The sequence below is a fragment of the Corynebacterium sp. HMSC06C06 genome (genome assembly GCF_001807295.1).
In the GTDB taxonomy this organism is placed as follows: Bacteria; Actinomycetota; Actinomycetes; order Mycobacteriales; family Mycobacteriaceae; genus Corynebacterium; species Corynebacterium striatum.
In genome coordinates this window covers 1216-25761 of sequence record NZ_KV788516.1, presented here as the reverse complement: position 1 = coordinate 25761, position 24546 = coordinate 1216, and the positions used below count along the sequence as shown (strand labels likewise).

Sequence of the window (24546 nt, the reverse complement as noted above, 5' to 3'; positions counted from 1 at the left end):
CGTGGACAATATTCTCAGTCTATCGTGCCCCATAACGCCCGTGGGCGCTGGGGGGAAAATATATCTGTGGCCTAGGCGACTTTAAGCAGCCTATAGAGTATCGTATAAATATCAAACGATTAACAGAAATTAGATAGAAGGTGATCTGCGTGGCGAAGACCACCGCTGCAGTTTCCCCCTTTGATGTCGGTGCAGCCGCAACGGTTATCAGCGCTTTGGATTCCCCGTTGCGAATTCGCTTGGTGCAGGAGCTGCACGAGCGCGATCACTACGTACACGAGTTGGTCGCCGCCACCGGAAAATCTCAGCCTCTCGTCAGTCAGCACCTGCGAGTACTTAAGAAAGCAGGCATCGTCGATTCGGAGCGCTCCGGCCGCGAAGTCCTCTATAAACTGGTAGCCCCAGGCGTGCTTACGCTGCTCGCTGACGCCTCGGCACTCATCAGCCGTTAACTTTATTGGAAACTAGTTGATAAACTAGCGGTCATGGCTCTCCATGAAAGCATCCCTAAGCTTGGGGCTCGTAACACCAAACAACGCACCGCAGTTGTTGAGGTTCTGCGTGAACTTGATAAATTCGCATCTGCCAAGGACATTCACCATGCCTTGCAGGAACGCAACGACAAGGTCGGTCTAACCACCGTCTACCGCACGTTGCAGTCACTATCGGACATCGACGCTGTGGACGCACTGCACATGCCCTCCGGTGAAACGCTCTACCGTCATTGCGAATCCGCCAACCACCACCATCACTTGGTATGCACCAAGTGCGGCTGCACCGAGGAAATCGACGGCGGCCCCATCGAGAAGTGGGCATCCAACGTGGCTGCCGAGCACGACTTTGAGCTAACCGGCCATGATGCCGAAATCTTCGGCATCTGTGCAGACTGCCGCGCCTAACAACCACGAAAAAGCCGTATATCCACAAAATAGCTTCAGCTATTTTGTGCCCCCGAAGCGACGGTCACGTCGTGCATATTCTTCAACTGCGGCGTACAGGTCCTCCGGCGTGAAGTCGGGGAACAGCTTGTCCTGGTAAATCATCTCCGCGTACGCGGACTGCCATAGCAGGAAGTTCGATGTACGCTTCTCCCCCGACGGGCGCAGGAACAAATCCACGTCCGGCATGGTGGGGTCATAGAGAGCCGCGCTTAGCGACGCCTCATTAATCGCGCTCGGCTTCAACTCACCCTTGGCCACCTGATCGGCGAGCTTGCGAACGCCGTCGACAAGCTCGGCGCGCCCACCGTAGTTCACGCACATCGCCAGCGTCATGCGCGTGTTGTTCTTGGTCAGCTCCTGCGCGGTCTCGAGCTCCTTGATAACCGAGCGCCACAGGCGCGGGCGGCGTCCGACCCAGACCACCCGCACGCCCTTCTCGTTGAGCCACTCGCGCTGCCGGCGCAGCACGTCGCGGTTAAACGCCATGAGGAAGCGCACCTCTTCGGGACTGCGGCGCCAGTTCTCGGTGGAGAAGGCGTAGGCAGACAGGTACGGGATGTTCATGGACAGGCAGGCATCGACGACGTCGAGAAGCACAGCCTCCCCGCGACGATGCCCCTCGGTGCGCTTCATGCCGCGCTCCTCGGCCCAGCGGCCATTGCCGTCCATGACCAGCGCGATGTGCTTGGGCAGGAACTCCGCCGAGATGGCGGGCGGGTTAAGGACTCGGTTCGGGTCTGGCGTAATCACGCGCCTTATCTTACTGGTCCATAACCCCTAACGCGGTAACCTTGCGCTCCAGGTGCCATTGCAGGTGCGCGCGGGTCAGCTGGTGTGCCTCTTGACGCTGCTCATGGGCCGGATTGCTGGGGCACCCGTGCGCCAGCAACCACATGTGATGCAGTGTCTCCGGGTCCACCTCCGCCGCGCCCGGTGGGCGGCACTCGTGGCAGGCCGCACCGCCCACAGCCGGGTGGAAGGCGTGGTGGGGCCCTGGCTTTTGGCACTGCGCGCAATCGAAGAGACTGGGCGCCCAGCCGGCGTGCGCCATCGCCTGCAAGAGGAAGGCGTCGAGGGCCTGGAGCGGGTCGTCGTGCTGCATGACCTGCAGGGTGTGGACCAGCGCGGTGTAGAGGTAAGGGTCGGAGTCGGCGTCGGTGAAAGCCAGGCGCTCGGCCGATTCGAGGGCTGCGCACGCCGCGGTATAACGCTCGTAGTCCTCGATGATGTTGGCGCCGAAGTAGTCCACGGTGTCGGCCTGGGAAATGGTGTAGAGATTGCGGCCGGGATACAGCTGCACGTCGAGGTTCACGAACAGCTGCAGACGGGAGCCGAAGCGTGACTTGGCGCGGCGCACTCCCTTGGCCACTCCCCTGACCAGGCCATGGTTGCGGGTCAGCAGGACGATCACGCGGTCGGCCTCGCCGAAGTCATAGCTGCGGATGACCAAGGCGCGGTCGCGGAAGTTTTCCCTCGCCACGGGCTTAGAAGCCGAGGCGGCCGAGCATCTTCGGGTCCGACTGCCAGTTCTTGAGCACCTTGATGCGCAGGTCAAGATAGACGTTCTGGCCCAGCAGCTGGATGATCTCCTTGCGGGCGGTGCCGACGATGCGCATAAAACGGCGACCGTCCTTGCCCTCGATGATGCGCTTCTGGCCGGGGCGCTCTAGATAGAGGACGGCGTGGATGTTGAGGACGTCGGGGCGAGTCTCATCCGGCAGCATCTCGTCGACGGAGACGGCCACGCTGTGCGGCAGCTCGTCTTTGAGCCCAGCCAGCGCAGCCTCGCGGATGAGCTCGGAAATGCGCTTTTCCTGCTCTTCGTCAGTGATGTGATCATCCGGGTAGAACTTAGGGCCCTCCGGCAGGTGATCGACGATGACCTGGGTCAGCTCATCCAGTTGTACGCGCTGGGTGGCCGAAACCGGGATGACCACGGCGTCGGGGTTGTCCTCGCTGAGCAGCTCATGCAGCGCCAAAAGCTGCGCGCCGACCTGGTCCTTGCTGGCCTTATCCAGCTTGGTCACGATGCCGATGATCGGGGTCTTCGGCGCTACCTTGCGGACGTTCTCCAGAATCCAGCGGTCACCTGGGCCGATCTTCTCGTCGGCGGGGATGGTCAGGCCGATGACGTCCACGTCCGCGTACGTGTCCTTGACCATCTCGTTGAGGCGCTCGCCCAGCAGGGTGCGGGGGCGGTGCAGGCCCGGTGTATCCACGACGATAACTTGGGCGTCTTCGCGGTGGACCAGGCCGCGGATGGGGTGGCGGGTGGTCTCCGGCTGGTTGGCGGTGATGGCAATCTTCTGGCCTACCAGCGCGTTGGTCAGAGTCGACTTGCCCGTGTTCGGGCGGCCCACGAAGGACACGAAGCCGGAGCGGAATCCCTCCGGGGTGTCGGTGTAGTCGGTGTAGTCGAGGGCCTCCCCGTCGGCGGGGAGGTTCTCAAAGGCGGCGTCAAAATCGGTACTCATTGCTAGTCATCATAGCCCAGCCGCGTCACAGTAGTACATACGCGTTTGCGGCTGCCCGTGGGCCTCTTCACCGGCGTTCTCCTCTCGCAAATACCCAGGGCTGGAAATGCAGCTTTCTGGTGGAATGGAAGGCGTCGGCAAGCGCGGCGAAACGCGAACAGGACCTCTGGGTTTCCAGGGCTGGGTAACTATGCGGCGCGCCTAGGGCCCATCGCCAACATTCGGCGCACCGTCGCGACAAACTCCTCCGGCCGGGCGCGCAACTCCTCCGGGCTAAAGCGCAGGACCACATAACCCATGTTGAGCAGCTCCTTCTGGCGGCGGTGCTCCGCGCGAATCGCCTCCACAGGCTTGTCTTGGTATTTGACATCGCCGTCGATTTCAATGAGCAACCAGCCGTCAATTGCCAAATCAGCGCGGTACTTGCCCACAACGTACTGCGTGCGCACGTTTATGCCTGCACGCAGCAACAACGCGCGGGCGTAGGACTCCCACGGCGACTCAGAATCAACCACGGTCGCGGCCACCACGGCGCGTGCCGTCGCCACGCCCTTGACGCGGCCCAGCGCGCCCAACGTATCCTGCATGCGACGGCGGCCCACCTGTGCACGCACATAATCCGCGGCGACCAGCCCCTCTTCGAAGCCGTGCAGGCGGGCCATGTCAATCGCGGTACGTTCCAGCGAGGTGAGCTTAATGCCGTACACAGTGGTGGTCTGCCCGTGCAGGCGGGCAGCTTTATAAGCGAAGAAATGCCCCTTGGATTTCTGCGGTACCGAGCCCGAGGGCAGCACTGCTGGGTATTCGGTGGGGCGGCTAATGGTGGGAATGCCGTGTATCAGAGCCGCGGGCTTTCCGATCAGCACAGCTTTATGCACGGTCCGTGCGTGGATATACACCCGCGCTATGTCGCGTTCCCAGGGTTTGAGCCGGTTCCAGAATTGCTTCGACAGCGCGAAGCACCAGGCCGCGCGCACGATTTTTCCGTGGTGCATCTGCAGCCAGCACGGGTCTTCGTTGGATAGTTGGCGAAGGTCAATAAGGTGGGCGTCGATTGTGTCAAAAAGTAACGCGTTGTCCATGCCTTACTTTTAACCGGCGGTGGGTGCTGGCGCGCGGCAAGTGCGGCCAGGATGGTCAAATCCCCAGGGCTGGGCACCCAGACCTCCTGTTCGTTTTTCGCCGCGCTTGCCGACGTCCCGCATTCCACCAGAAAGCTGCATTTCCAGGTCTGGGTATTTGCCAAAAGGCGTGGGGCGGGGGCGCTAAAGCTCCTCGACGTAGAACTGCATCTGCGGGTTAGCGAACACGTCCTGCGACTCAATGAGCTGCAGCTCCTGCGAGTCTGCCTCATAGGTGTTGTGCAGCAGATCGTAGACACTGGACGCAGTGCGCTTGAGCGCGAGCTCTACGTCGTGAGTCTCCACGTAGTGGCCGGTGAACAGCGCCGCAGTGACGTCGCCGGAGCCATTGCGCTTGAACGGCAGGAACGGGGTGGCCACGATGAAGGCGCGGTCGCCGTCCACGGCGAGCATCTCGATGGTCTCCTCCGGGGTCTCCGGGCGCTTTACCGAGGTGACCAGCACGGTCTTCGGGCCGATTTCCTGCGCAGCCTTCACGGCCTCGAGGGTCTGCTCCAAGGTGCCGACCTCGTGGTCAGTCAGGTAACCCAGCTCGAACTGGTTCGGGGTGATGATGTCAGCCACCGGCACGACCTTATCGCGCAGCAGCGGCGGAATCTCGTCCGAGACGAAGCAGCCCGACTTCGCGTTGCCCATGACTGGGTCGCACGCGTAGAGGGCCTTGGGGTTGACGGCCTTGATGCGGGTCACGGCGTCGACAATAGCGCCTGCAATATCCGGACCACCCTGGTAGCCAGAGAGGATTGCGTCGATCTTCTCAAAGGCGCCGCGCTTCTCGATGCCGTCGATAATGCTAGTGACATCAGCAGCTGGGATGAGTGGTCCGCCCCAATCGCCGTAGCCGGTGTGGTTGGAGAAGCTCACCGTGTGAACCGGCCATACCTCGTGGCCCGCGCGCTGGAGCGGGAAGACTGCAGCAGAGTTGCCGACGTGGCCGTAGGTGACATGGGACTGGATCGAAAGAATATTCATGGCACCTATCTTGCTCTATTTCACGGACCGCACAAAAGAAATCGCGGATTTAATTTTTCTCGGGTGCCCGCAGGAGAGGGAGGACAGCCTCGTCTACGAATTCGACTAAGCCACGGAAGTTTGGGAATGTTTGCATCGCTCATTCTTGAAATCTCTTGACCTTGACGTGGCGTCATAGTTTATAAAAGCCTTATGAAGATCTCCGAAGTCGCTCGAGCGTTGGGCTGCAGCGTGCGCACAATTCGCCACTATCACCAACGGGGCGTGGTCCCGGAGCCGGAACGTAAGGCAAACGGATATCGCGACTATTCGCTCGCAGACCTTGCTGCGTTAGTGAAGGTTCGGCAGCTGGCCGTGGCAGGGATTCCGCTCAAATCCCTGACCGGAGAGCCCGAAGATGCGTTGTACGATGCGGCGCTTAAAGAAATAGAGCGACGAGTCGCAAATCTGGAAGAGCAACGTGCGCGACTCATTCGGCTCAGGGATAATCCGCCGGGACCGGCTCCTCACGGATTGATGGTTCTTTTGAAAGAAGTTCTCGCCGAAAGTGGGCTGTCGGAAGTCGAGATTGCACAAGAAGTTGATGCATGGAGTCTCATGGCTTATTCCGGAGTTGCTACGGCTCAGACGTGGCGCGTGCTTGAGACAAATCTGAGTTCGCCTCAATGTGTCTCAAGGATTAGGGCGCAGCATCAACGGTGGAAACAGCTCGGTGAGACCGAACCTGGTCCGGAGTGCGATGAACTCGCAGAACAGTGGTTCAAGTCCTATAAGGAAGGCGTCATGAACGGAGTTTTCGCAACGTTGCGGCCCGGATATTTGGAGCTCCAGCCGCGCGACATCTCAGCCCGTAAAGGCCAATTGGTGGCCTTGGAATTGGTACGGCGATGAAGGCTAGATCGCTGGTTTTCACGGTCCTCATTGGTGCCGTCCTGGCGGCAGAACTCTATGTCCTCATTGCTGGCGGCGGAAGAGGAACCGTGATCGTTACGGGAGTCATCGCTCTAGAGCTTCTTCTGGCTGCCGCTTTTCTTTTCATCAACCGCGACGAGGATATTGCGCCGGTACAAGCAGTGAGGGCCGAGCTCCGTATGTTGAAGACATGTGTACTCGTACTACTACGGCAGCGGCGGTATTCGGGCAAAGTGCTCGACTCCCATCGCGGTTGGTGGGTGATTCCGGCTGCGGTTACAGGAGCGACTGGGATTGAATGCATTGCGATCGAGCTTCTGGTGCCGTGGGCATGGCTGCGCGCGCTAATCCTCGTTGTTTCCCTCTATTCGCTCATCTTGCTGTGGGGAATCTTTGGCGCCGCCTACACCTATCCACATTTCGTTGATGGGACGTTGGTGCTGCGGCATGCGGGTAAGGAAGTAGCGAGCATTGCCGCGGGAGAAATCGCGAACATCACCCTGTCACGGGGTTACTCCCATGAGAGATATGCAATTGATGAAGACACATTGATTTTAGGAAACGGCAACGGGAGCAACGTTCACATCGAGCTTGCATCGCCACTGCTCGTGCCAGCGCCAAAGTGGCCGTGGCAGAAGGAACAGCTGTCGCATGTCAACCACGTGCAGGTCTGGTTTGATGCTCCGTCAGAAGCAATCACGGCTATTTCACGATCTGCTTAGCGGGTCACTCTAACTACCGCCATGGTTCAAGCCCATGGCCGCCGCTTTAAGCCGCTCGACTAATCCTCGCGGCGCGGCTCGGCAACTGGGGGGATGCCGCCGCCGGGGACCTCTTTGTCGAGGTTGGCGCGCTCGGCCGCGTCGGGGAAGGCCTTGGGGCCCGAGGGCTTGGGCTGGTAGCTCACACCGCGGGCCGCGAGGTCGTCGTACCAATCAGCCAGCAGCTCGTTCTGCAGGCTAAACATCTCTTTTTCCTCCGCCGGGGTGGCGTGGTCATAGCCCAGCAGGTGGAGGCAACCGTGCACCGTCAGCAACGCGAGCTCGTGGCCCAGCGAGTGGCCCGCCGCATTGGCTTGGCGCAGGGCAAACTCAGGGCAGAGCACGATGTCGCCGAGCATGGCCGGGCCCATTTCGGGGGCGTCGGGACGCGTGCCCAACGCGCCCGGCGTGATCTCATCCATGGGGAAACTCATGACGTCGGTTGGGCCCTCGAGGTCCATCCAGCGCACGTGCAGGTCCGCAATAGTCTCCAAGTCGACCGCGGTGATGGTGCACTCGGCGTCCGGGTTGATGTCCATGGCTCCAAAGGCAAAGGATGCAACGTCGATGAGCATCTCCTCGTTGACGCCCTCAAAGCCGGACTCGTTGATGAACTCGATGGACATTTATTCGCCTTCCTCTACGTACTTGGACGCTGCGTTCTTAGCGGCGTTTTTCGCCTCAGCGGCATCATAAGCGTTGACGATGCGGCTCACGAGCTGGTGCCTGACCACGTCGCCCGAGCCCAGGTCCGCAAAGTGAATATCCGGCACGCCTTCCAAAATGCGGCGCACTAAACGCAGGCCGGAGACCTGGCCGCGTGGGAGGTCCACCTGCGAGATGTCACCCGTGACCACGATCTTGGAGCCAAAGCCCAGACGGGTCAGGAACATCTTCATCTGCGCCGGGGTGGTGTTTTGGGCCTCGTCGAGGATGACAAAGGCGTCGTTCAGCGTGCGGCCACGCATGTACGCCAGCGGGGCGACCTCGATGATGCCGGCCTCCATGAGCTTCGGAATCATCTCGGGGTCAAGCATGTCGCGCAGGGCGTCGTAAAGCGGGCGCAGGTACGGGTCAATCTTGTCATTTAAGGTTCCCGGGAGGAAGCCCAGTTTCTCTCCCGCCTCGACGGCCGGGCGGGTCAAGATGATGCGCGAGACCTGCTTGGTCTGCAGGGCCTGAACCGCCTTGGCCACGGCCAGGTAGGTCTTGCCGGAGCCGGCCGGGCCGATGCCGAAGACCACGGTGTTGTCATCGATGGCCTGGACGTACTCGGACTGGCCCACCGTCTTCGGGCGCACGGACTTGCCGCGGCGTTTGACGATGTCCGCCGCCAGCGCCGCGGAGACCGACTGCGGGGCATCAACAGCCACCATGTCCACGGTGTGCTTAACGGTATCGGTGCTCACGCAGTGGCCGCGGCGCGCGATGGCCTCGAGCTCCTCAAGGACCTTTGCGGCGCGGGCTACCTCGTAGTCAGGGCCGGTAACCGTAACGGTGGTTCCCCGGGCGAATAGGTCCGCGTCCAGCAGGTTATTGAGCACGCGCAGATTATCGTCCGCGCTGCCCAGCACCGTGGCTACGTAGACGGAGTCGAGCTCAAACTTCTTGGTGATAATAGGCACTCTCACAGGCTACCAGCGGTCAGTGCGGGTGCCGATTGCAGCAAGGGCCACCATGGCTGCCGACGCCGTGCGCAAGACCTCAGGACCAAGCTTGATGGACTGCGCGCCGAGGCGCTCCAGCTCCTCCGCACCGATTCCACCTTCTGGGCCGACGAGCAGGTAGACCGTGCCCTCCAGCGGGACGTCCTTGATGGAGGCGGTGGCCTCCTCGTGCAGCACGTAGGCGGTCTGGCTGGCGATGAGCTGCGCGACCTGCGGCGTGGTCAGCGGCCCAGAGACCGCCGGGATGCGGTCGCGGCGGGACTGTTTCGCGGCAGCAATCGCTGCTGCCTCCCACTTGGCCAAGGCCTTGGGCGCCTTTTTGGCATCCCACTTGGCCACACAGCGATCGGCTTGCCACGCGATGATTTCGTCGGCGCCGGCCTGGGTGGCAAGGTCCACGGCGAGCTCGGAGCGCTCAGACTTCGGGATGGCCTGCACCACTACCACGCGGGGGTTGGGCTCGGGCGCAAAAGTCACGGCGTCGACAAGCGCGGCCAAATGATCCTTGCCCGAAACGGACTGGAGGGTGGCCAGGGCGGCGGTGCCCGTGCCGTCGATGAGCTTGAGCCGCTCCCCTACGCTAAGGCGCTTGACCGTCACCGCGTGGCGGCCCTCCACGCCGTCGAGCCCCACCGGCTCGCCCACGCGGGCCTGCGAAAGATCGGGGTGGATAAAGACCGGCAGCGACATTAGCGGCGGAACCTATCGCGGATGCGAGAGAAGAAGGACTCCTCCTGGCCGTCGCCGGACTCACGCACGCGGGCGCCCTCGTCGCGGGAATCGCGGACCTTCTCGAGCAGCTCGCGGGTCTTCTTGTCGAGCTCCTTCGGAACCACGACATCGACGTGGGCAAACAGGTTGCCAAAGCCATCGGTGCGCAGGCGCGGCATGCCTTTGCCCTCGACCTTGATGGACTCGCCTGGCTGGGTGCCCGGCTCGATGTCGATGTTGAGTTCCTCGCCATCTAGCTGATCGATGGTGAAGTTGGTGCCCAGCGCTGCGTCCACCATAGGCACGCGCACCGTCAGGTGCAGGTCGTCGGCGTTGCGCTCGAAGACCGCGTGCGGCTTGGTGGAGACCTCCACGTACAGGTCGCCAGCAGGGCCGCCGCCGTGGCCGACCTCGCCTTGAGAGGCCATGCGGATGCGCATGCCGTCGCCGATGCCAGCCGGGATGTTCACGGTGAGATCGCGGCGCTTCTTCACGCGGCCGTCGCCGCCACAGTGATTGCAGGGGTCGGTGATGACCTCACCGAAGCCCTGGCACTGTGGGCACGGACGGGTGGTCATGACGTTGCCCAGGAAGCTGCGCTGCATCTCCTGGATTTCACCCATGCCGCCACACCCCTGGCAGGTAACTGGCTTGGCCTTGGAAGCAGAGCCGGTGCCCTCGCAGCGATCGCAGATCACAGCGGTGTCCACGGTGACCTGCTTCTTCAGGCCGGAGAACGCCTCCTCCAGGGTGATGGTGGTGCGCAGCAATGCGTCGTTGCCCGGCTGCACGCGGGAACGCGGGCCACGCGAGCCGCCGGCCGCGCCGCCGAAGAACTCAGCGAAGATATCGCCAAGACCGCCGCCACCGAAGCCACCGCCAAAGCCTGCTCCACCGCCGCGTTCCTCCATGGGGTCACCGCCCATGTCCACGATTTGGCGCTTTTGTGGGTCGAGGAGCACTTCCTGCGCGAGGGAGGCCTCGCGGAACTTCTCGGCAGCTTCGTCATCTCCCGGGTTGACGTCTGGGTGGTACTTGCGCGCAAGTTTGCGATACGCCTTCTTGATTTCGGCGTCGGAAGCGGATTTTTCTACACCAAGGATTCCGTAATAATCACGAGCCACTTAACAAAAGTCCTTCTAAATATAGAGTCACGGGGAAAGTATCCGTGCCAGCTTACTCGCCGGCCAAAATTTCGCTTACATAGCGTGCAACAGCAGAGACCTTGGAGATTGTTCCCGAGTAGTCCATATACGTGGGCCCCACCACGCCAAGGCCGCCGAGTGTTTCACGTCCAGCTCCGTACGCAGTCGCGACCACGGAGGCCTGCCGCAGCTGATCCTCTTCGTTTTCCTCGCCAATCACCACAGAGACGTTGCCCAAATCCGGCACGCGGGCCAAAAGCTTCAACACCACGACCTGCTCTTCAAGGGCCTCGATGAGCGAGGGCAGCCCCTCCGGGAAATCTCGCGCTATCCGCGTGAGATTAGAGGTACCCGCCAGAATCAGGCGGTCGGAGGGACGCTCCACCAGTGTTTCGATGAGAGTCGTGGCCGCATTGAGCACGTGCGGGCGGATATCCGACGGGGAGGTCTCGACGAGGCTGGCAAGTTCCACCGAGGCGTCGGTTAGCGTCTTGCCCTCCAGCGCATTGTTGAGAGACTCTCGTAGACGCGCGGTCTGCATTGGGTCGATGATGCTGTCCAGCTCGACGTTGCGCTGATCGACGCGCCCGTTATCCGTGATGAGCACCAACAACAGGCGCACTGGCGACAGCGCCACGACCTCGCAATGCTTCACGCGCGAAACCTTGAGGTTGGGCATCTGCACCACCGCTGCCTGCTTGGTCACCTGCGCCAGCAGCTGCACGCTGCGGCGCAGGACGTCCTCCAAGTCGACGCCGCCTTCCAAGAAGGTCAGCATGGCGCGGCGCTCGGAAGCAGACAAGGGTTTTACGTCGTGCAACGAATCGACGAACTGGCGGTAGCCCTTCTGCGTGGGCACGCGCCCGGAGCTGGTGTGCTCATGAGCAATCAGCCCCTCCGATTCCAACACCGCCATATCGTTGCGGATGGTGGCGGAGGAAACGCCCAGCTGATAACGCTCCAGCAGCGATTTGGACCCCACGGGTTCCTGGGAGGCAATATAGTCCGCCACAATGGCGCGCAGTACCTCGCGGCGGCGAGCATCAGTGGAATTGGACATGCGCCCTATGTTACCTACCTTCACCGAGGCTTTTAAGGTGGCCTTTAAGCTTCCTCGGCAACCAACAAGTCGGTGATGATGCCATCTGCCAAAAGGCGCCCTGGCTTGGTCAGGCACAGCCGATCGCCGGCGCGCTGCAGCAACCCACGGCAGATGTAGTCCGCGATGACCGGCTCCGCGCCGCTGCCCAGCCAGCCAGCCGGAATGCCCTCGCGCAGGCGCAGGCCGAGCATGATCTTCTCCATGTGCCGCTCGGCGTCGGTAAGCGTCTCGCGTTCCTTCACCGGCAGCTCGCCGCGGCCCAGCATCTCGTTGTAGCGGCGGGGCAACTTCACGTTGTAGAAGCGCTCGTTGCCTAGGTGCGAGTGAGCGCCAGGTCCCGCCCCCCACCAGTTGCCGTCCACCCAGTAGATGCGGTTGTGCTGGCACTCCCCGCCGGGCTTGGCCCAGTTGGAGACCTCGTACCACTCGAAGCCTTCCGCTTCGAGCGTCGCAGAGACGGCCTCATAGCGTCTTGCAAGCACGTCCTCGTCGGGGGCAGGCAGCAGGCCCTTGTTGACCTTGCGCGCCATGCGGGTGCCATCTTCCACGATGAGCGAGTAGGCGCTGACGTGATCCACGCCGGTCTCCAGCACGCGATCCAGGGTCAGGCGCACGTCGTCGTCGGTTTCGGTGGGCGTGCCATAAATCATGTCGAGGTTGACGTGCTCGAAACCTGCGGCGCGGGCCTCGCGGGCGGCGTCGAACGCGCGGCCTGGGGTGTGCGCGCGCTCCAATACTTGGAGCACGCTTGACGACGCCGATTGCATGCCCAGCGAAATGCGCGTAAACCCCGCCTCGCGCAGCTGCTCGAAATAGCGCGGGTCCGTCGACTCCGGATTGGACTCCGTGGTCACCTCGGCGCCAGGCGCCAAGCCAAAGGTCTCCTTGACGCGGCCTAGGATGCGGCCGAGCCCCTGCGCTCCCAGCATGCTTGGGGTGCCGCCGCCGATGAACACGGTCTCGGCCGGCCTGCCTACCTGCTGCGCGGCCATCCCCAGCTCGCACTCCAAGGCGTCGAGGTACTCCTCGGTCAGGTCGCCACCCAATTCGCCTGGCGTATAGGTATTGAAATCGCAATAACCGCAGCGTGAGGAGCAGAATGGGACATGGATATAAAGGCCAAAGGGAGCGGTCATGTCCTAAAGCCTAGCGCGGCAGGGAACTAATTAGACCACCGCGTCGTTTAAGCATGTAGTCTATTCAGCAGTTTCTCACAAATAGAAAGGCACCTTCAGTGGAACCTCCGAGTCGATGTCCCCGCCTTAAAGATTGGCAGGCGGGGTAGGCCATGTTGCAAGCAATCCTTTTAATCCTTGCGGGATTTGTGGTCATTGGCCTGATTATCGTCGCGAATGCGTACTTCGTTGCGCAGGAATTTTCATTCATGTCCGTGGACCGCACGCAGTTGCGATCGAAGGCCGCCGAGGGGGATAAAACCGCAGCTAGAGCGCTGCACATCACCCAACGCACGTCCTTCATGCTCTCCGGCGCGCAGCTGGGTATCACCATCACCGGCCTGTTGATCGGTTACGTGGCAGAACCCCTTGTGGGCCGTGGTTTGGGCGAGCTGCTTGGCGACGCCGGCGTTCCCGTCGCCGTCTCCGTCACCATCGGTACGGTGGCCGCACTGTTTATCTCCACCATTGCCACAATGCTCTTTGCGGAGCTCTTCCCCAAAAACTACACCATCGCAGCACCGATGAAGACCGCCCTGTGGCTGTCCACCTCCACCATGTGGTACCTGCGCATTTTCGGCTGGCTCATCCACTTTTTCGAGTACTCCTCGAATGCCATTCTGAAGCTTTTCGGCATCGAGCCGGTAGCGGACGTTGACTCATCTGCCACCACCGATGACCTCGAATCCATCGTGGATGCTTCCCACGAGGCCGGCGAGCTGGACGAGGCCACCTACTTGGTCCTCGACCGCCTGCTGGACTTCCCAGAACACGACGTGGGACACGCGATGATTCCGCGCTCCCGCGTTGACGTCATCGATCCGGAGACCACCATTGGCGAAGTCCGCGAGATGATGTCCGTGAACCATACCCGCTACCCCATCATCGACGACGAGCACAACCCCATCGGCGTGGTCCACCTCTTCGACGTATTGGGCACGCAGCTTCCCGACGCCACCGCAGCCACCGCGGTCATGCAGGAACCCGTTGTGGTTCCGGAGCTCATGCCGCTTCCCGACGTCGTGAACGAACTGCGCGACGCCAGCGAAAAGCTCGCCTGCGTCATCGACGAATATGGCGGCTTTGTGGGCATCGTGACCATGGAGGACCTCGCGGAGGAAATTCTGGGCGACGTCACCGACGAGCACGACCTAGAAGAGACCGAGGAAATTACCGAGCAGGATGACTCCCACTGGTTGGTCGACGGCGATACGCCAATCGACGAGATCGAGCGCGCCATTGGCCACGACCTGCCGGAAGGCGACTTCGAGACCGTGGCCGGCCTGCTGATTTCCCACTCCGGCGCGCTGCCTGAGGAGGGTGAGGAGTACACGATTGAACTCGAGGCGGAACCGGATGACTGGGTAGAGCGCGACGATGCCCCAGTGCGAAAGCTGCACATGCGCGTCGAGGAGATTGACCGCCACGTGCCGTCGACCTTAGCGCTGGAGCTGATTGAGGAATACCCCGACGGACACGAGCCGGAAAAGAAGGAAGCATAATGACTGATACCTGGTGGTTTAATGTCATCGTCACGCTGCTCATCATCGCGGCCTCAGGCTTCTTTGTCATTATCGAATTCTCCTTGATGGGTGCGCGCCGCAACCGCTTGGAGGAAACCGCTGAGTCTTCCCGCGCCTCGCGTGCGGGCCTGCGCTCGCTCAACGAGCTGACCATCATGTTGGCCGGCGCCCAGCTGGGTATTACGGCCGCGACCTTCGTGTTGGGTGCCGTGACCAAGCCATGGGTTCACCACCTTCTGATGCACCCGTTGGAGGCTGCCGGCCTACCGCTGGGCGTGGCCGACGTGGTCTCCTTCATCTTGGCCCTGTTCGTGGTCACCTTCCTCCACTTGGTCATCGGCGAGATGGCCCCGAAGTCCTGGGCTATTACCCACCCAGAGACGGCCCTACAGCTCATTGCTGTGCCAGCCCGCGGCTTCATTTGGCTCTTCCGCCCGCTGCTGAAGTGGATCAACTCCATGGCAAACAAGATGGTCATCTGGGCTGGCGAAGAGCCCGTCGACCGCGCTGGCGCCGCCGGCTACGACGCCGAGACCCTGCGCCACTTGGTGGAGCACTCCCGCGAGACCGGCACGCTTGACGACGACTCCGCGAACCAAATCACCGGCGTCATCGAGCTCGAGGCCTCCACCGTGGGTGCGCTGGCCCGTGAGCTCGGCTCGCAGGTTGTCCCGCTGCCATCCGACTCCACCGTGGCCGACCTACATGACTTGGTGCGCCGCAAGTCCATCATGCGCGTGCTGGTCTTCCCTAAGGATTCCCGCGTCCCGCGCATCGTGCACGTTCGCGATACCTTGCTAGCCGAACCCGAAACCCCAGTCCTCGAATTCTCCCGCCCGGCGCTCACCGTGTCCTCGACGCTGACCGTCCAGAAGACGCTGGACCACATGCGCGCTCGCAACGAGCAACTCGTGGCCGTGGGCAAGGCCGACAAGGACAAGGCAATGTGGATCCTGACCTGGGACGACATCATGGGTCAGCTGTGGCCTCAGATTACCGAGCAGCTCGACCAGGTGACTCCGGGCCCACAGGTCTAGCGTTTAGCCCCGCAAATACCCAGATCTGAAAGCCGAAACCCTGAGGTCGTGATCGCGGCGTCGTCAAGCGCAGCGGATCGCGACCTCAAGGTCTGCATTTCCAGGGCTGGGTTTGTGGAAAAGCGCCTCAACGCTCTCCCCCAAGCCGCCTTTTGTTGACGTACACAACAAGTTATCCACAGCTTTAGAAACTGGGGCTAGCGCCAGCGTCACAACGCGCGCGAAGCTAAGCCCATGACGCTTTTAGAAACACTTCATCGCACCAAGCCCCACGTCCACGAAGAAGTCAAGACCGGCTCACTCCTACAACTAGCACCCCGCATGGCCGTCGACCGAGACGCCTACCTCGCGCTCAGCGCCTGCGAACGCAAGCGCCTCGAGTGCATCGCCGTCGCGCGCAGCTCCTATTCCGCAGTCCTCATTAGTAAGTCCGCCGCCCGTCTCCACGACCTCTGGCTCTTGCCCACCGACTCCGCCAAGGAGCCCGTCGAACTCGCGCTGCCCGGGCGCAGTTTGCCCCGCCACAACCGCAATGCTCCTGGCCGCCACTACCGCAAGACCACAGTGGGAACGCCACTTAGCATTGACGGCGCGCGGGTGGTCACGATGGAACGCGCGGTCGTTGACGTCGCTCGCTACCACGGCTTCCACCCCGGCCTGATCGCAGCAGATTCAGCCCTGCGCATGCGCACCACGAAGCAAGCGCTGCGCGACGCCCTAGCGAGCCTCGGCCGCGTGCATGGCGCAGCAGTCGTACGCCGCGTCATCGACGCCGCCAGCAGCCTGCCCCGCTCCCCCTATGAATCATCAGCCCGCGCTCTTATCCTTGACGCAGGCATTGCCGCAGTTCCACGCACGCACGTGGCCCCAGGAATCGAGGCGGAGCTGCTCGTCGGGGGCAAGATCATCATCGAGGTCGCACACCACGGCGTCTTCCAGCGACGCGCCCAGCGCACGGAGTACCTACGCGCGCTGGGTTTCCGGGTGCTGCAGTTTACGCCGGAGCAACTGCTGGCCGAGCCGGAGTCTTTGCTCAAAGCGCTGCGTATGGTGCTGCGTGCGAAAGCTCAGGTCGCCTAAAGGAAGGAGAAAAGACAAACACCGCCGAAAGAGGGATTCGGCGGTGTTGCTGTCTCCTTGTGTGTTGGCAACAAGGAAGTCTATTTCTGGCACTGTCTACGCGGCCTACGCGGTGGTCGCAGCCTGGCGGGCGGCCTCACGTTTGGCACGCACGCGGGCGACTACCGCGTTGATGCGAGCACGCTCCTCGAGGAAAGGCGGCGAGTTGCGGCCGCGCATCGTACGGACATAAGCCGGGTGGGCCTCCACAACCGTGTGGCGCCAAGCCTGAACCGCGATGAGCGCGGACTGGCCGGCACGCTTGTAGAGGTGCGGCAGGGAGACCATGTCGAGGTTGCGGGCCACTGCGTCGGTTTGATCAAGCACGTAGTCCACTAGCTCGCGCAGGTAAGCTGCCACGGCTTCGGTGCGGCCGCGCAGGGTGGCTGCCAGTTCAGAGACCACGATGGTCGGAGAATCGATGGAGAACTGCGCGTCGAGGCTGCGCGCGGTGAGCTGCTCTGGCTCGGCGATGTCGTTGTTGCCGGAAGCGGCAGCGGAAATGGTGCCGGAGCGGACTCCGGAGACCAGCGCGTGGCGCAGCCCGATGAGCTCACCTACGCAGCGGCCGGAATCGACGCGGGCGTCCTCGACGATGTCGCCGAGTTCTGCCAAACAGTCGAGTGCAAGTTCATCGTCCCAGTCCTCAATCGCTTCGATGAGGTGCTCGATGTACTCAACTACTTCGTCGCCGATGTTGTAAATCTCTTGGGTCAGCTCGCGGTGACGTAGTTCGGCGGCGATTTTGTGCATGCCGGTCCTTTCCGCAAACTAACCTCTAGTTGAGGTTGAGACTTTCTGTAACGAGTGCTGACTTTATTCCAGATCCTGTGAAGGATCTGCGCGACACTCCGAAGAAATTCACAGGCGTGATTTTTGCGGGACCGGCAAGCGGTAGGAACCTCAGCTATTTCGAGCTGGAGTAGATCTGGTCAATGGCAGCCGCATAACGCTGCGCCACCACGTAACGCTTGACCTTCATGGTCGGGGTCAGCTCGTTGTCTTCCTCAGTCAGGTCGGACTCCAAGATGAAGAACTTCTTGATGGCCTCCGCATGAGAAACGGTGGTGTTGACCTGGTTAATGGCGTCCTGAATCTCGGCGCGCAGGGTGGCGTCGGTAGCCACTTCCTTCATCGTGCGGTTGGCCGGGATGTTGTGCTCAGCCTTCCACCGCTTCAACGCGTCCTCGTCCAGGGTCAGCAGCACGCCAATGAACGGCTTGCCGTCACCCACCACCATTGCCTGGGAAATAAGCGGGTGCGCACGCAGCATGTCTTCCATTGGGCCAGGCGAGACGTTCTTGCCGCCCGCCGTCACGATGAGGTCTTTCTTGCGGCCCGTAATCACCACGTGCCCAGAGTCCATGATTTCACCCAAGTCACCGGTGTTGTACCAGCCGTCCTCGAGAGCCTCTGCGGTGGCCTCCGGATTGTTCCAGTAGCCCTTAAACACGATGTCACCCTTGATGAGGATTTCGCCTTCATCATTGACGCGAATGGTGGTTCCCTCCAGCGGTGGGCCCACGGTGCCGATCTTTTGGTTTTCAAAGTCCACGGCTGCCGCCGCGGCAACCTCGGTTAGGCCGTAGCCCTCATAAATCGTCACGCCGATTCCGCGGAACCAGTGCAGCAGGTCATGGCTCATCGCCGAACCACCGGTGATACAGTACTTTACCTCGCCGCCCATCGCTTCACGGATGGTGGAGTACACCAGTCGGTCAAAGAGCTTGTGCTTTGCACGCAGCACGCGGTCTGGCCCCTCCGCTGTGTCCAACGCACGCGAGTACTCGATGGCCACTTTCTCCGACTCGCGGAAGATGGCCCCCTTGACGGCTCCGCCGTCTTTAGCCTTGGCAGCGGCTCCGTTGCGCACCTTTTCAAACACGCGCGGCACGCCCAGAATCAGGTTCGGGCGGGAGCGCTGGAACTCGATGGTGATGGTACTGAAGTCAGACCAGTGATTCTGCGAAGCACCACTCATGGCAACGGCCAGGGATACTGCACGTGCCAGCACGTGTGCCAGCGGCAGGAAGGTCAAAACGTGGTTGCCTGGAACCGCAATGCCGCCAATCGGGTTGGTCAGCAGACCTAAGGTCTCAGCCAGCCAGTTGCGGTGGGTCAGCATGCAGCCCTTCGGGCGGCCGGTGGTACCGGATGTGTAAACCAGCGAGGCAAGGTCGTCGGTCTTGGTGGCAGCAATGCGCGCATCGACGACGTCGTTAGAAAGCTCGCGGCCCTCAAACATCAATGTGTCGATGGCCGAGGAGTTGATCTCCAGGATGCGGCGCAGCTGCGAAGGCGAATTCTTCAGCGCCGGCTTGCCGTCATCCTGCAGCTTCAGGTGCGCCACCAGCTCGGAGTGCTCGCGAGACTCGGTGATGGCCAGGACAGCGCCGGAGTCCTCCACGATCCACTGGATCTGGGACAGTGAAGAAGACGGGTAGATCGGCACCGAAGCCGCACCAGCAGCCCAGATAGCGAAATCCAGCAGCGACCACTCGTAACGGGTGTTCGACAGCAAGACCACGCGATCCCCCTGCTCCACGCCGGCGGCGATAAGGCCCTTTGCCACTGCGTAGACCTCTTCGACGAACTGCTTGGCAGTGACGTTAACCCACTCATAGCTGGCCGGGCGGGTAAACATCACGCCGTGTGGGCGCGCCTTCGCCGTGGCCATCATGCGGGTCAGACAGGTTTCGCCGTCTTCGATTTCAAACTTCGCAGGAGTGTGCGCTTCTTGCAGTGTCACGGGTGTCCTTTCGCACAGCTAGGTAATTCCAGCCCACTCTACCAACCGATCCCCAGGCACGCGCTGTTAAGCCATGGCAGAATGTGGCGTTGTGACTACCCGTGAACTGCTCGAAGAACTAGCTCAGCGCCATGGCGTTGCCAGCTCGTATTCCTCCCAATCCGGCTACCCCGTTCATGTAACGGATGAAACTATTACCTATACCCTGCGCGCTTTGGGCGTCAGCGTAGAGGACCGCGCCGACGAGTCCCGCCTGACTTCACTGCTCTATGAGGACTACCTCGAGCGCTCCTCCCGCCCGCTACCCCCGTGCGTGGTGAGCAAGCAGGGCGTCGAGAAGCAGTTCGACGTCCACGTGCGTGCCGGCCAACCGGTGGATATCCACATTGAGCTCGAAGAGGGCGGCGCGCGCGATGTCTACCAGGACCCCAACGACGCGCCAACTGCCAACGTCGCCGGTACCCACTGGGGCGAGGCCACCTTTCACATCCCAGGTGATCTGCCGCTGGGCTTCCACGAGATCCACATGTCCTCCCCGGAGATCGGGTCCTACTCTTGCCCGCTCATCATCACCCCGGCGCGACTGACCACCGCGGACCCCTACCTGGACAAGCCGGCAGCCGGAGTCATGGCGCAACTGTATTCGGTGCGCTCGGCGCAGTCCTGGGGAATCGGTGACTTCCACGACCTGGGCAGCCTCGCGGAGACCTTGGCACCGTATTCCGACTTCCTGCTCATCAACCCTCTGCATGCCGCAGAGCCACTGCCGCCAGTGGAGGATTCGCCGTACCTGCCCACCACCCGCCGCTTCATCAATCCGCTCTACCTCCACATCGAGGACATCCCGGAGCTGTCGCAGCTAGACCCGGTCCTGCAGGACGACGTCCGCGAGCTCGCCGCCGAGTTCCGCGAGCGCAACCGCAGCGCCGACGAAATCGAGCGCGACACAATTTTCGAGGCCAAGCTGCAGGTACTCAAGGAGCTCTTCTCCCTCAACTTCACCCCGCAGCGCCAGAACGAGTTCGCGGAGTACCAGCGCAGCGAGGGCGAGGGCTTAAGCGCTTTCGCTCTATGGTGCGCGGAGCAGGAGTTGGCGCGCCGCACCGGCCAGCGCCATGCCATCGAGGAAGAAGCCGGCGACCTTGCCCAGTTCTACGCTTGGCTGCAGTTCCTGTGCGACGAGCAGCTGGCCGCCGCGCAGCGCCGCGCCAAGGAGGCGGGCATGCGCATCGGCTTGGTCACCGACCTTGCCGTGGGCGTGCACCCTGGCGGCGCGGATGCCATCAACCTCGCTGAGTACCTCGTGCCGCAGAGCTCCGTGGGCGCTCCCCCGGATGACTACAACCAGCAGGGCCAGGACTGGTCCCAGCCGCCGTGGCACCCGGTGCGCTTGGCGGAGTCTGGCTACCGCCCGTGGCGCGAGATGCTGCAGACCATCCTGCGTCACTCCGGTGGCGTGCGCGTGGACCACATCTTGGGCTTGTTCCGCCTGTTCTGGATTCCGCGTATGACCTCGCCGCTCAACGGCACCTACGTCTATTACGACCATGAGGCCATGCTCGGTGTTCTCGCCCTCGAGGCAGAGCGTGCCGGCGCGGTGCTCGTGGGCGAGGACCTAGGCACGCTGGAGCCATGGGTACAGGATGCGCTGGCTGAGACCGGCGTGCTGGGCACCTCCATCGTGTGGTTCGAGCGCTCCGAGGACAACGAGTCTCCGCTTCCGCAGCAGGAGTACCGCCGCCTAGCGCTTTCCTCTGTGGGCACGCACGATCTTCCGCCGACCTTGGCTTACCTGCGCGGCGATCACATCTCGCTGCGCGCTCGCTTGGGCGTTCTCACCCGCTCTGTGGTGGAGGAAGAGGCCGACGACCGCGAGTGGCAGGCCCGCGTGTTGGACCAGGTGGCGGCGGCCGGCCTCCTGCCGCAGCGCGACTTCCGCACGGCAGAGCGCAGCGACCGTGGCAGTGAGGCGGATCTGGTGGTGGCTTTGCACAAGTACGTCACGGGAACCCCCTCCGCGCTGACGTGCACGAGCCTGGTGGACATGGTTGGTGACGTGCGCGCGCAGAACCAGCCGGGCACCACGAAGGACCTCTACCCTAACTGGTGCATTCCGCTTTGCGACGCCGCCGGGACCCCCATCCTCATCGAGGACCTAGCGGGCAACGAGCTGTTCCAGCGCGTGGCTGAGGCCAGCGCTAGGTAAACAAACCGATAAGCGCCACCACGACGACGAGCGCGATCATCGCCCACAGGGTCAGACTCACGCGTGACTTGGGCAGGGCGCGCTTGCGCGGGGCGGCAGGGACGGTGCGTTCTGGGTCCCAGAGCCCTTCGCGCGGATCGTCGTGCCGCGGTTGTTCTGGCGTTGACATGATTTATTACCTTAGCGCGTGGAGTTGGTTTTCTGGATTTCGGGCCCCGTTGCGGCCCCACGGAAGCGGGGGCGGCCCACGAAATCGACGACGAACATCAGGCACCACGCCGCGATGGCCAGAAGCGGAACGGCGATGACGATGAGCACGGATATCTGCACCCACACGGGCGCTTGCACCATGGCTTGCGAGAGCACGCCAGTAAGATTTGTCCACCATTCCATAAGGCGAGATTCTAGCCCAGTTCGCTGCCCGGTAGTCTGACGGGTATGTCTAGCACGCCAGTTCATGTCTCCTGCCCCGCCGGCACCATCACCGGCTACACCGAGGGCGACGTCAACTATTTCCACTCCGTGGATTACTCCCTCATCCCGGGCGATTTTGAGAACGCAGTAAAGCTCAACGCAGCCCGCGACCTAGACGCACGCACGCCGCGTCCCGACGCCGTGGCGCTGACAATCACCGCGCCCCAGCAGGCCACTGACGCGCCGGTATTGGTCTACATCCACGGCGGCCGCTACGAGAACGGCACCCATGAGGATCCCCGCGCGGAGGGCACCGCCAATGCGCGCGCCGGCATCATCCAGGTCCAGGTAGGCTACCGCGTGGGCCTGCAGGGCTTCGCGCAGTTCCACGACGATGAGTCCTTCCGCTTCCGCGGCATCGACGATTGCCAGCTGGCGCTGGAGTGGATTCAGAGCAATATCGAGTCCTTCGGCGGCGACCCCACAAACGTCACCGTCATCGGCCAGTCCGCCGGCGCCACCACCGCCCTGTGGCTGATGCGCCGCGACCACTACAAGGGTGCTTTCCGCCGCGTGGTGGCGCTGTCGCCCGCGTTTCCTCTTGAGTCCAATGAAAAGCGGAGAGCCAGCCTGCGCCGCGCACTCGGTGTTCCTGTCACAAGAGAATCCTTGGCAGCGCTGCCGCAAGACAAACTGGCGGACGGCTATTCCAAATTCCGTAAAAAACACAATCTTGGTATGGCGTTGGGGCCGGCACCTTTCGATGCCACTGAGATGGTCGACATTCCCCTAGTGGTTGGCTCGACCCGCGACGAGTTCTATGGCATTCCCGTTGCACAAAAAACCGACTCCAGCCCACTACGTGGCCTTGCATTACGCCAGATGGCACCTAAATTTGGTTTCCCACCCAACTCGTTGGGTCCGTGGCGCCAGATCGCAAGCTACATCGACAAAGAACGTCCCTTGGGACGAATGATTGGTGATGCCAACATTCGCCGCTGGGTGGCACAAGCAGCTGACGACGCCCCCGGGCCGACCTGGATGATCGAGTTTACCCGCAGTGGTCGCCCTGCTTTGCACTGCGAAGAATTACGTTTCATCTTCGGCGTCCGCGACGGCGAGTCTGCGCGCACGCTCAACTCGTGGCTTCACAACTTTGTGCGCACTGGACACACTGGATTCCCCGAGTACCGCCCTGACCACGCTATATGGGAATACAACCTTGATAGCGGGAACGAGCGCGTAGCGCATGGCAGCTTGGATTACGTCGGGGCTGCTTTTTCCGGCTAAGCCTTCTTACTACTCATTTGAGTGTTACCGAAGCGCCGGCAGCGCTTGGGAACCTTGCCTATTTACGCAGCTACGGCGGCCAAGTAGCTCTGCCGCAATGAACAAAAAGTCGCAGCAGAAGTTTCTTCCCCTGGCGGTTAAAAGTTGGGACGGCTCAAACTTTCAAGGCAGATAAATACATTTACTAAAACCACACTGAGCATCCGACCGCTAATCCTCACAACCCCGCCTCGCACAGCGCTCGGTGACTCAATTCAAGATCTAGAGCAATGATCTTCCACTGGCCCAGTAGCAACATGGACGTCATCAATGTATGCGAAGATAACCAACGTCGCTTCGACGCTGTATAGGGTTTCACTCCAGCACCATGTTGCATTTCTTCCAACAGACTCGAGTACGTCCAGGTCATCCGCTTCCTCTGCGAAAACATAAATGGGGATTGCTCGTATCTTGTGATGAGGATGTAGGGACCGTGTGGTCCGATTTTGAAAACTACGTTCCGCAGAAAACACTCTTCCAAATCCGCGGAAAACTGTGGGGCAAACGGGTATTTCTTAACAGAAAAATCTTATCCCCACGTTTCACAGGTCAGACTTTCTTTCTGTACCTTCCACAGCAGAATGGAAGCGCTCTTCCCCACTTACGCGGGGCGGACGTCTCCGATGGGCTGTTGTTGTCCCGCCAGTCGGGCTCATCCCCGCTTACGCGGGGCGGACGCGATACCAGTGGTGTGTGAGTCCACCCCACTGGGCTCATCCTCGCTTACGCGGGGCGGACTTCCACGACCGGGATTATTTGCAGCGCACCCTAGGCTCATCCCCGCTTACGCGGGGCGGACGGTTCAAACACGTTACGGTAAATAGAATCACGGGGCTCATCCCCGCTTACGCGGGGCGGACGAACTGGACAAACTTAACCAGATGGAGCTGGCGGACTCATCCCCGCTTACGCGGGGCGGACAAAGAAACCGGCAAGCGGTGGGGTGGCAATCAGGGCTCATCCCCGCTTACGCGGGGCGGACGTGAGACGTATTTCGTCGGCTATATCGACTCGGGGCTCATACCCGCTTACGCGGGGCGGACAGTACCCCACCAGGGGTAAAGAAGAGAGTAAGGGGCTCATCCCCGCTTACGCGGGGCGGACTCATCAGGGCTGAGGGTGATGGGCCTGCCGGTGGGCTCATCCCCGCTTACGCGGGGCGGACTC

The 24546-nt window shown here is 61.8% G+C and carries 24 protein-coding genes and 1 CRISPR repeat array; of the genes, 9 read left to right on the top strand and 15 right to left on the bottom strand.

The window, feature by feature from the left end:
• Positions 1–149 precede the first annotated feature (149 nt).
• Both HMPREF3153_RS10340 and HMPREF3153_RS10335 read left to right on the top strand, forming a co-directional pair.
• Positions 150–452, top strand: coding sequence for an ArsR/SmtB family transcription factor (locus HMPREF3153_RS10340; RefSeq protein ID WP_070420794.1), 303 nt, complete (start codon positions 150–152; stop codon positions 450–452).
• A 33-nt stretch (positions 453–485) separates the two neighbouring features.
• Entirely contained in the window at positions 486–899 is a 414-nt protein-coding gene (locus tag HMPREF3153_RS10335; protein WP_046646257.1) for a Fur family transcriptional regulator, read from the top strand.
• 39 nt (positions 900–938) lie between these two features.
• Here the strand turns inward: HMPREF3153_RS10335 and HMPREF3153_RS10330 are convergent, their stop codons facing one another.
• The 5 genes from HMPREF3153_RS10330 to pdxY all read right to left on the bottom strand — a co-directional run bounded on the left by HMPREF3153_RS10330 (position 939) and on the right by pdxY (position 5529).
• Positions 939–1691, bottom strand: coding sequence for an isoprenyl transferase (locus tag HMPREF3153_RS10330; RefSeq protein WP_083281026.1), 753 nt, complete (start codon positions 1689–1691; stop codon positions 939–941).
• 10 nt (positions 1692–1701) lie between these two features.
• Positions 1702–2421: a DNA repair protein RecO gene (gene recO, locus HMPREF3153_RS10325; RefSeq protein WP_070420792.1), complete on the bottom strand. Its 720-nt coding sequence runs from the start codon at positions 2419–2421 to the stop codon at positions 1702–1704.
• 4 nt (positions 2422–2425) lie between these two features.
• The gene (era, locus tag HMPREF3153_RS10320) at positions 2426–3415 is read right to left on the bottom strand and encodes a GTPase Era (RefSeq protein WP_005528448.1); all 990 of its coding nucleotides are present in this window, start codon (positions 3413–3415) and stop codon (positions 2426–2428) included.
• A gap of 188 nt (positions 3416–3603) precedes the next feature.
• Complete coding sequence (locus tag HMPREF3153_RS10315; RefSeq protein WP_070420791.1) at positions 3604–4497, bottom strand: endonuclease domain-containing protein; 894 nt, start codon at positions 4495–4497, stop codon at positions 3604–3606.
• A gap of 183 nt (positions 4498–4680) precedes the next feature.
• Positions 4681–5529, bottom strand: coding sequence for a pyridoxal kinase PdxY (gene pdxY, locus HMPREF3153_RS10310; protein ID WP_070420790.1), 849 nt, complete (start codon positions 5527–5529; stop codon positions 4681–4683).
• Positions 5530–5721: 192 nt separating this feature from the next.
• Here pdxY and HMPREF3153_RS10305 point away from each other — a divergent pair, with 192 nt between their 5' ends.
• Positions 5722–6420 carry a MerR family transcriptional regulator gene (locus HMPREF3153_RS10305; protein WP_070420789.1) on the top strand — a complete coding sequence of 233 codons (699 nt, stop codon included), beginning with the start codon at positions 5722–5724 and terminating at the stop codon, positions 6418–6420.
• Positions 6417–7163: a hypothetical protein gene (locus HMPREF3153_RS10300; protein ID WP_070420788.1), complete on the top strand. Its 747-nt coding sequence runs from the start codon at positions 6417–6419 to the stop codon at positions 7161–7163. Before HMPREF3153_RS10305 ends, HMPREF3153_RS10300 begins: the two co-directional genes overlap by 4 nt.
• A 59-nt stretch (positions 7164–7222) precedes the next feature.
• Here the strand turns inward: HMPREF3153_RS10300 and ybeY are convergent, their stop codons facing one another.
• From ybeY to hemW, 6 genes are read right to left on the bottom strand one after another with little or no spacing between them, the layout of a single operon-like run.
• The gene (gene ybeY, locus HMPREF3153_RS10295) at positions 7223–7828 is read right to left on the bottom strand and encodes an rRNA maturation RNase YbeY (RefSeq protein ID WP_070420787.1); all 606 of its coding nucleotides are present in this window, start codon (positions 7826–7828) and stop codon (positions 7223–7225) included.
• Positions 7829–8827 (bottom strand): PhoH family protein, encoded by a 999-nt coding sequence (locus HMPREF3153_RS10290; RefSeq protein ID WP_049062578.1) that lies wholly within the window; start codon positions 8825–8827, stop codon positions 7829–7831.
• A 9-nt stretch (positions 8828–8836) separates the two neighbouring features.
• Entirely contained in the window at positions 8837–9559 is a 723-nt protein-coding gene (locus tag HMPREF3153_RS10285) for a 16S rRNA (uracil(1498)-N(3))-methyltransferase (protein ID WP_070420786.1), read from the bottom strand.
• Entirely contained in the window at positions 9559–10704 is a 1146-nt protein-coding gene (gene dnaJ / locus HMPREF3153_RS10280) for a molecular chaperone DnaJ (RefSeq protein ID WP_005528424.1), read from the bottom strand. Before dnaJ ends, HMPREF3153_RS10285 begins: the two co-directional genes overlap by 1 nt.
• Before the next feature lie 52 nt (positions 10705–10756).
• Positions 10757–11785 (bottom strand): heat-inducible transcriptional repressor HrcA, encoded by a 1029-nt coding sequence (gene hrcA / locus HMPREF3153_RS10275; RefSeq protein ID WP_070420785.1) that lies wholly within the window; start codon positions 11783–11785, stop codon positions 10757–10759.
• A 44-nt stretch (positions 11786–11829) separates the two neighbouring features.
• On the bottom strand, positions 11830–12963 hold the full coding sequence (hemW, locus tag HMPREF3153_RS10270; protein ID WP_070420784.1) for a radical SAM family heme chaperone HemW: 1134 nt from the start codon (positions 12961–12963) through the stop codon (positions 11830–11832).
• 152 nt (positions 12964–13115) lie between these two features.
• Here hemW and HMPREF3153_RS10265 point away from each other — a divergent pair, with 152 nt between their 5' ends.
• From HMPREF3153_RS10265 to HMPREF3153_RS10255, 3 genes are all read left to right on the top strand, one after another.
• Positions 13116–14504 (top strand): hemolysin family protein, encoded by a 1389-nt coding sequence (locus HMPREF3153_RS10265; protein WP_070420783.1) that lies wholly within the window; start codon positions 13116–13118, stop codon positions 14502–14504.
• The gene (locus tag HMPREF3153_RS10260; protein ID WP_070420782.1) at positions 14504–15562 is read left to right on the top strand and encodes a CNNM domain-containing protein; all 1059 of its coding nucleotides are present in this window, start codon (positions 14504–14506) and stop codon (positions 15560–15562) included. Before HMPREF3153_RS10265 ends, HMPREF3153_RS10260 begins: the two co-directional genes overlap by 1 nt.
• Before the next feature lie 234 nt (positions 15563–15796).
• Positions 15797–16642, top strand: a complete 846-nt coding sequence (locus HMPREF3153_RS10255) for a DUF559 domain-containing protein (RefSeq protein WP_070420781.1) — start codon at positions 15797–15799, stop codon at positions 16640–16642.
• A 105-nt stretch (positions 16643–16747) separates the two neighbouring features.
• On the opposite strand, the gene HMPREF3153_RS10250 is transcribed toward HMPREF3153_RS10255, so the two are convergent.
• Both HMPREF3153_RS10250 and HMPREF3153_RS10245 read right to left on the bottom strand, forming a co-directional pair.
• Positions 16748–17434, bottom strand: a complete 687-nt coding sequence (locus HMPREF3153_RS10250; protein WP_005528395.1) for a hypothetical protein — start codon at positions 17432–17434, stop codon at positions 16748–16750.
• A gap of 154 nt (positions 17435–17588) precedes the next feature.
• Positions 17589–19430, bottom strand: coding sequence for an AMP-dependent synthetase/ligase (locus tag HMPREF3153_RS10245; protein WP_005528394.1), 1842 nt, complete (start codon positions 19428–19430; stop codon positions 17589–17591).
• A gap of 91 nt (positions 19431–19521) precedes the next feature.
• Between HMPREF3153_RS10245 and malQ the strand changes: the two genes are divergently transcribed.
• Positions 19522–21636, top strand: coding sequence for a 4-alpha-glucanotransferase (gene malQ, locus HMPREF3153_RS10240; protein WP_246817197.1), 2115 nt, complete (start codon positions 19522–19524; stop codon positions 21634–21636).
• Here the strand turns inward: malQ and HMPREF3153_RS12780 are convergent.
• Positions 21629–21805 (bottom strand): hypothetical protein, encoded by a 177-nt coding sequence (locus HMPREF3153_RS12780; protein WP_005528392.1) that lies wholly within the window; start codon positions 21803–21805, stop codon positions 21629–21631. The genes malQ and HMPREF3153_RS12780 overlap by 8 nt on opposite strands.
• Positions 21806–21816: 11 nt before the next feature.
• Positions 21817–22029: a hypothetical protein gene (locus HMPREF3153_RS10235; protein WP_046646236.1), complete on the bottom strand. Its 213-nt coding sequence runs from the start codon at positions 22027–22029 to the stop codon at positions 21817–21819.
• Positions 22030–22074: 45 nt separating this feature from the next.
• Here HMPREF3153_RS10235 and HMPREF3153_RS10230 point away from each other — a divergent pair, with 45 nt between their 5' ends.
• Positions 22075–23340: a carboxylesterase family protein gene (locus tag HMPREF3153_RS10230; RefSeq protein ID WP_070420779.1), complete on the top strand. Its 1266-nt coding sequence runs from the start codon at positions 22075–22077 to the stop codon at positions 23338–23340.
• A gap of 626 nt (positions 23341–23966) precedes the next feature.
• Positions 23967–24544: direct repeats of the CRISPR family, unit length 27 nt; unit sequence GCTCATCCCCGCTTACGCGGGGCGGAC.
• Positions 24545–24546: the final 2 nt, after the last annotated feature.

Excerpts from the sequence above, each read along its gene's own strand:
- HMPREF3153_RS10335 (WP_046646257.1), top strand. The coding sequence starts at position 486 with ATGGCTCTCCATGAAAGCATCCCTAAGCTTGGGGCTCGTAACACCAAA.
- era (WP_005528448.1), bottom strand. The coding sequence starts at position 3,415 with ATGAGTACCGATTTTGACGCCGCCTTTGAGAACCTCCCCGCCGACGGG.
- HMPREF3153_RS10315 (WP_070420791.1), bottom strand. The coding sequence starts at position 4,497 with ATGGACAACGCGTTACTTTTTGACACAATCGACGCCCACCTTATTGAC.
- pdxY (WP_070420790.1), bottom strand. The coding sequence starts at position 5,529 with ATGAATATTCTTTCGATCCAGTCCCATGTCACCTACGGCCACGTCGGC.
- HMPREF3153_RS10305 (WP_070420789.1), top strand. The coding sequence starts at position 5,722 with ATGAAGATCTCCGAAGTCGCTCGAGCGTTGGGCTGCAGCGTGCGCACA.
- HMPREF3153_RS10300 (WP_070420788.1), top strand. The coding sequence starts at position 6,417 with ATGAAGGCTAGATCGCTGGTTTTCACGGTCCTCATTGGTGCCGTCCTG.
- ybeY (WP_070420787.1), bottom strand. The coding sequence starts at position 7,828 with ATGTCCATCGAGTTCATCAACGAGTCCGGCTTTGAGGGCGTCAACGAG.
- HMPREF3153_RS10285 (WP_070420786.1), bottom strand. The coding sequence starts at position 9,559 with ATGTCGCTGCCGGTCTTTATCCACCCCGATCTTTCGCAGGCCCGCGTG.
- hrcA (WP_070420785.1), bottom strand. The coding sequence starts at position 11,785 with ATGTCCAATTCCACTGATGCTCGCCGCCGCGAGGTACTGCGCGCCATT.
- hemW (WP_070420784.1), bottom strand. The coding sequence starts at position 12,963 with ATGACCGCTCCCTTTGGCCTTTATATCCATGTCCCATTCTGCTCCTCA.
- HMPREF3153_RS10265 (WP_070420783.1), top strand. The coding sequence starts at position 13,116 with ATGTTGCAAGCAATCCTTTTAATCCTTGCGGGATTTGTGGTCATTGGC.
- HMPREF3153_RS10260 (WP_070420782.1), top strand. The coding sequence starts at position 14,504 with ATGACTGATACCTGGTGGTTTAATGTCATCGTCACGCTGCTCATCATC.
- HMPREF3153_RS10255 (WP_070420781.1), top strand. The coding sequence starts at position 15,797 with ATGACGCTTTTAGAAACACTTCATCGCACCAAGCCCCACGTCCACGAA.
- HMPREF3153_RS10250 (WP_005528395.1), bottom strand. The coding sequence starts at position 17,434 with ATGCACAAAATCGCCGCCGAACTACGTCACCGCGAGCTGACCCAAGAG.
- HMPREF3153_RS12780 (WP_005528392.1), bottom strand. The coding sequence starts at position 21,805 with ATGTCAACGCCAGAACAACCGCGGCACGACGATCCGCGCGAAGGGCTC.
- HMPREF3153_RS10235 (WP_046646236.1), bottom strand. The coding sequence starts at position 22,029 with ATGGAATGGTGGACAAATCTTACTGGCGTGCTCTCGCAAGCCATGGTG.
- HMPREF3153_RS10230 (WP_070420779.1), top strand. The coding sequence starts at position 22,075 with ATGTCTAGCACGCCAGTTCATGTCTCCTGCCCCGCCGGCACCATCACC.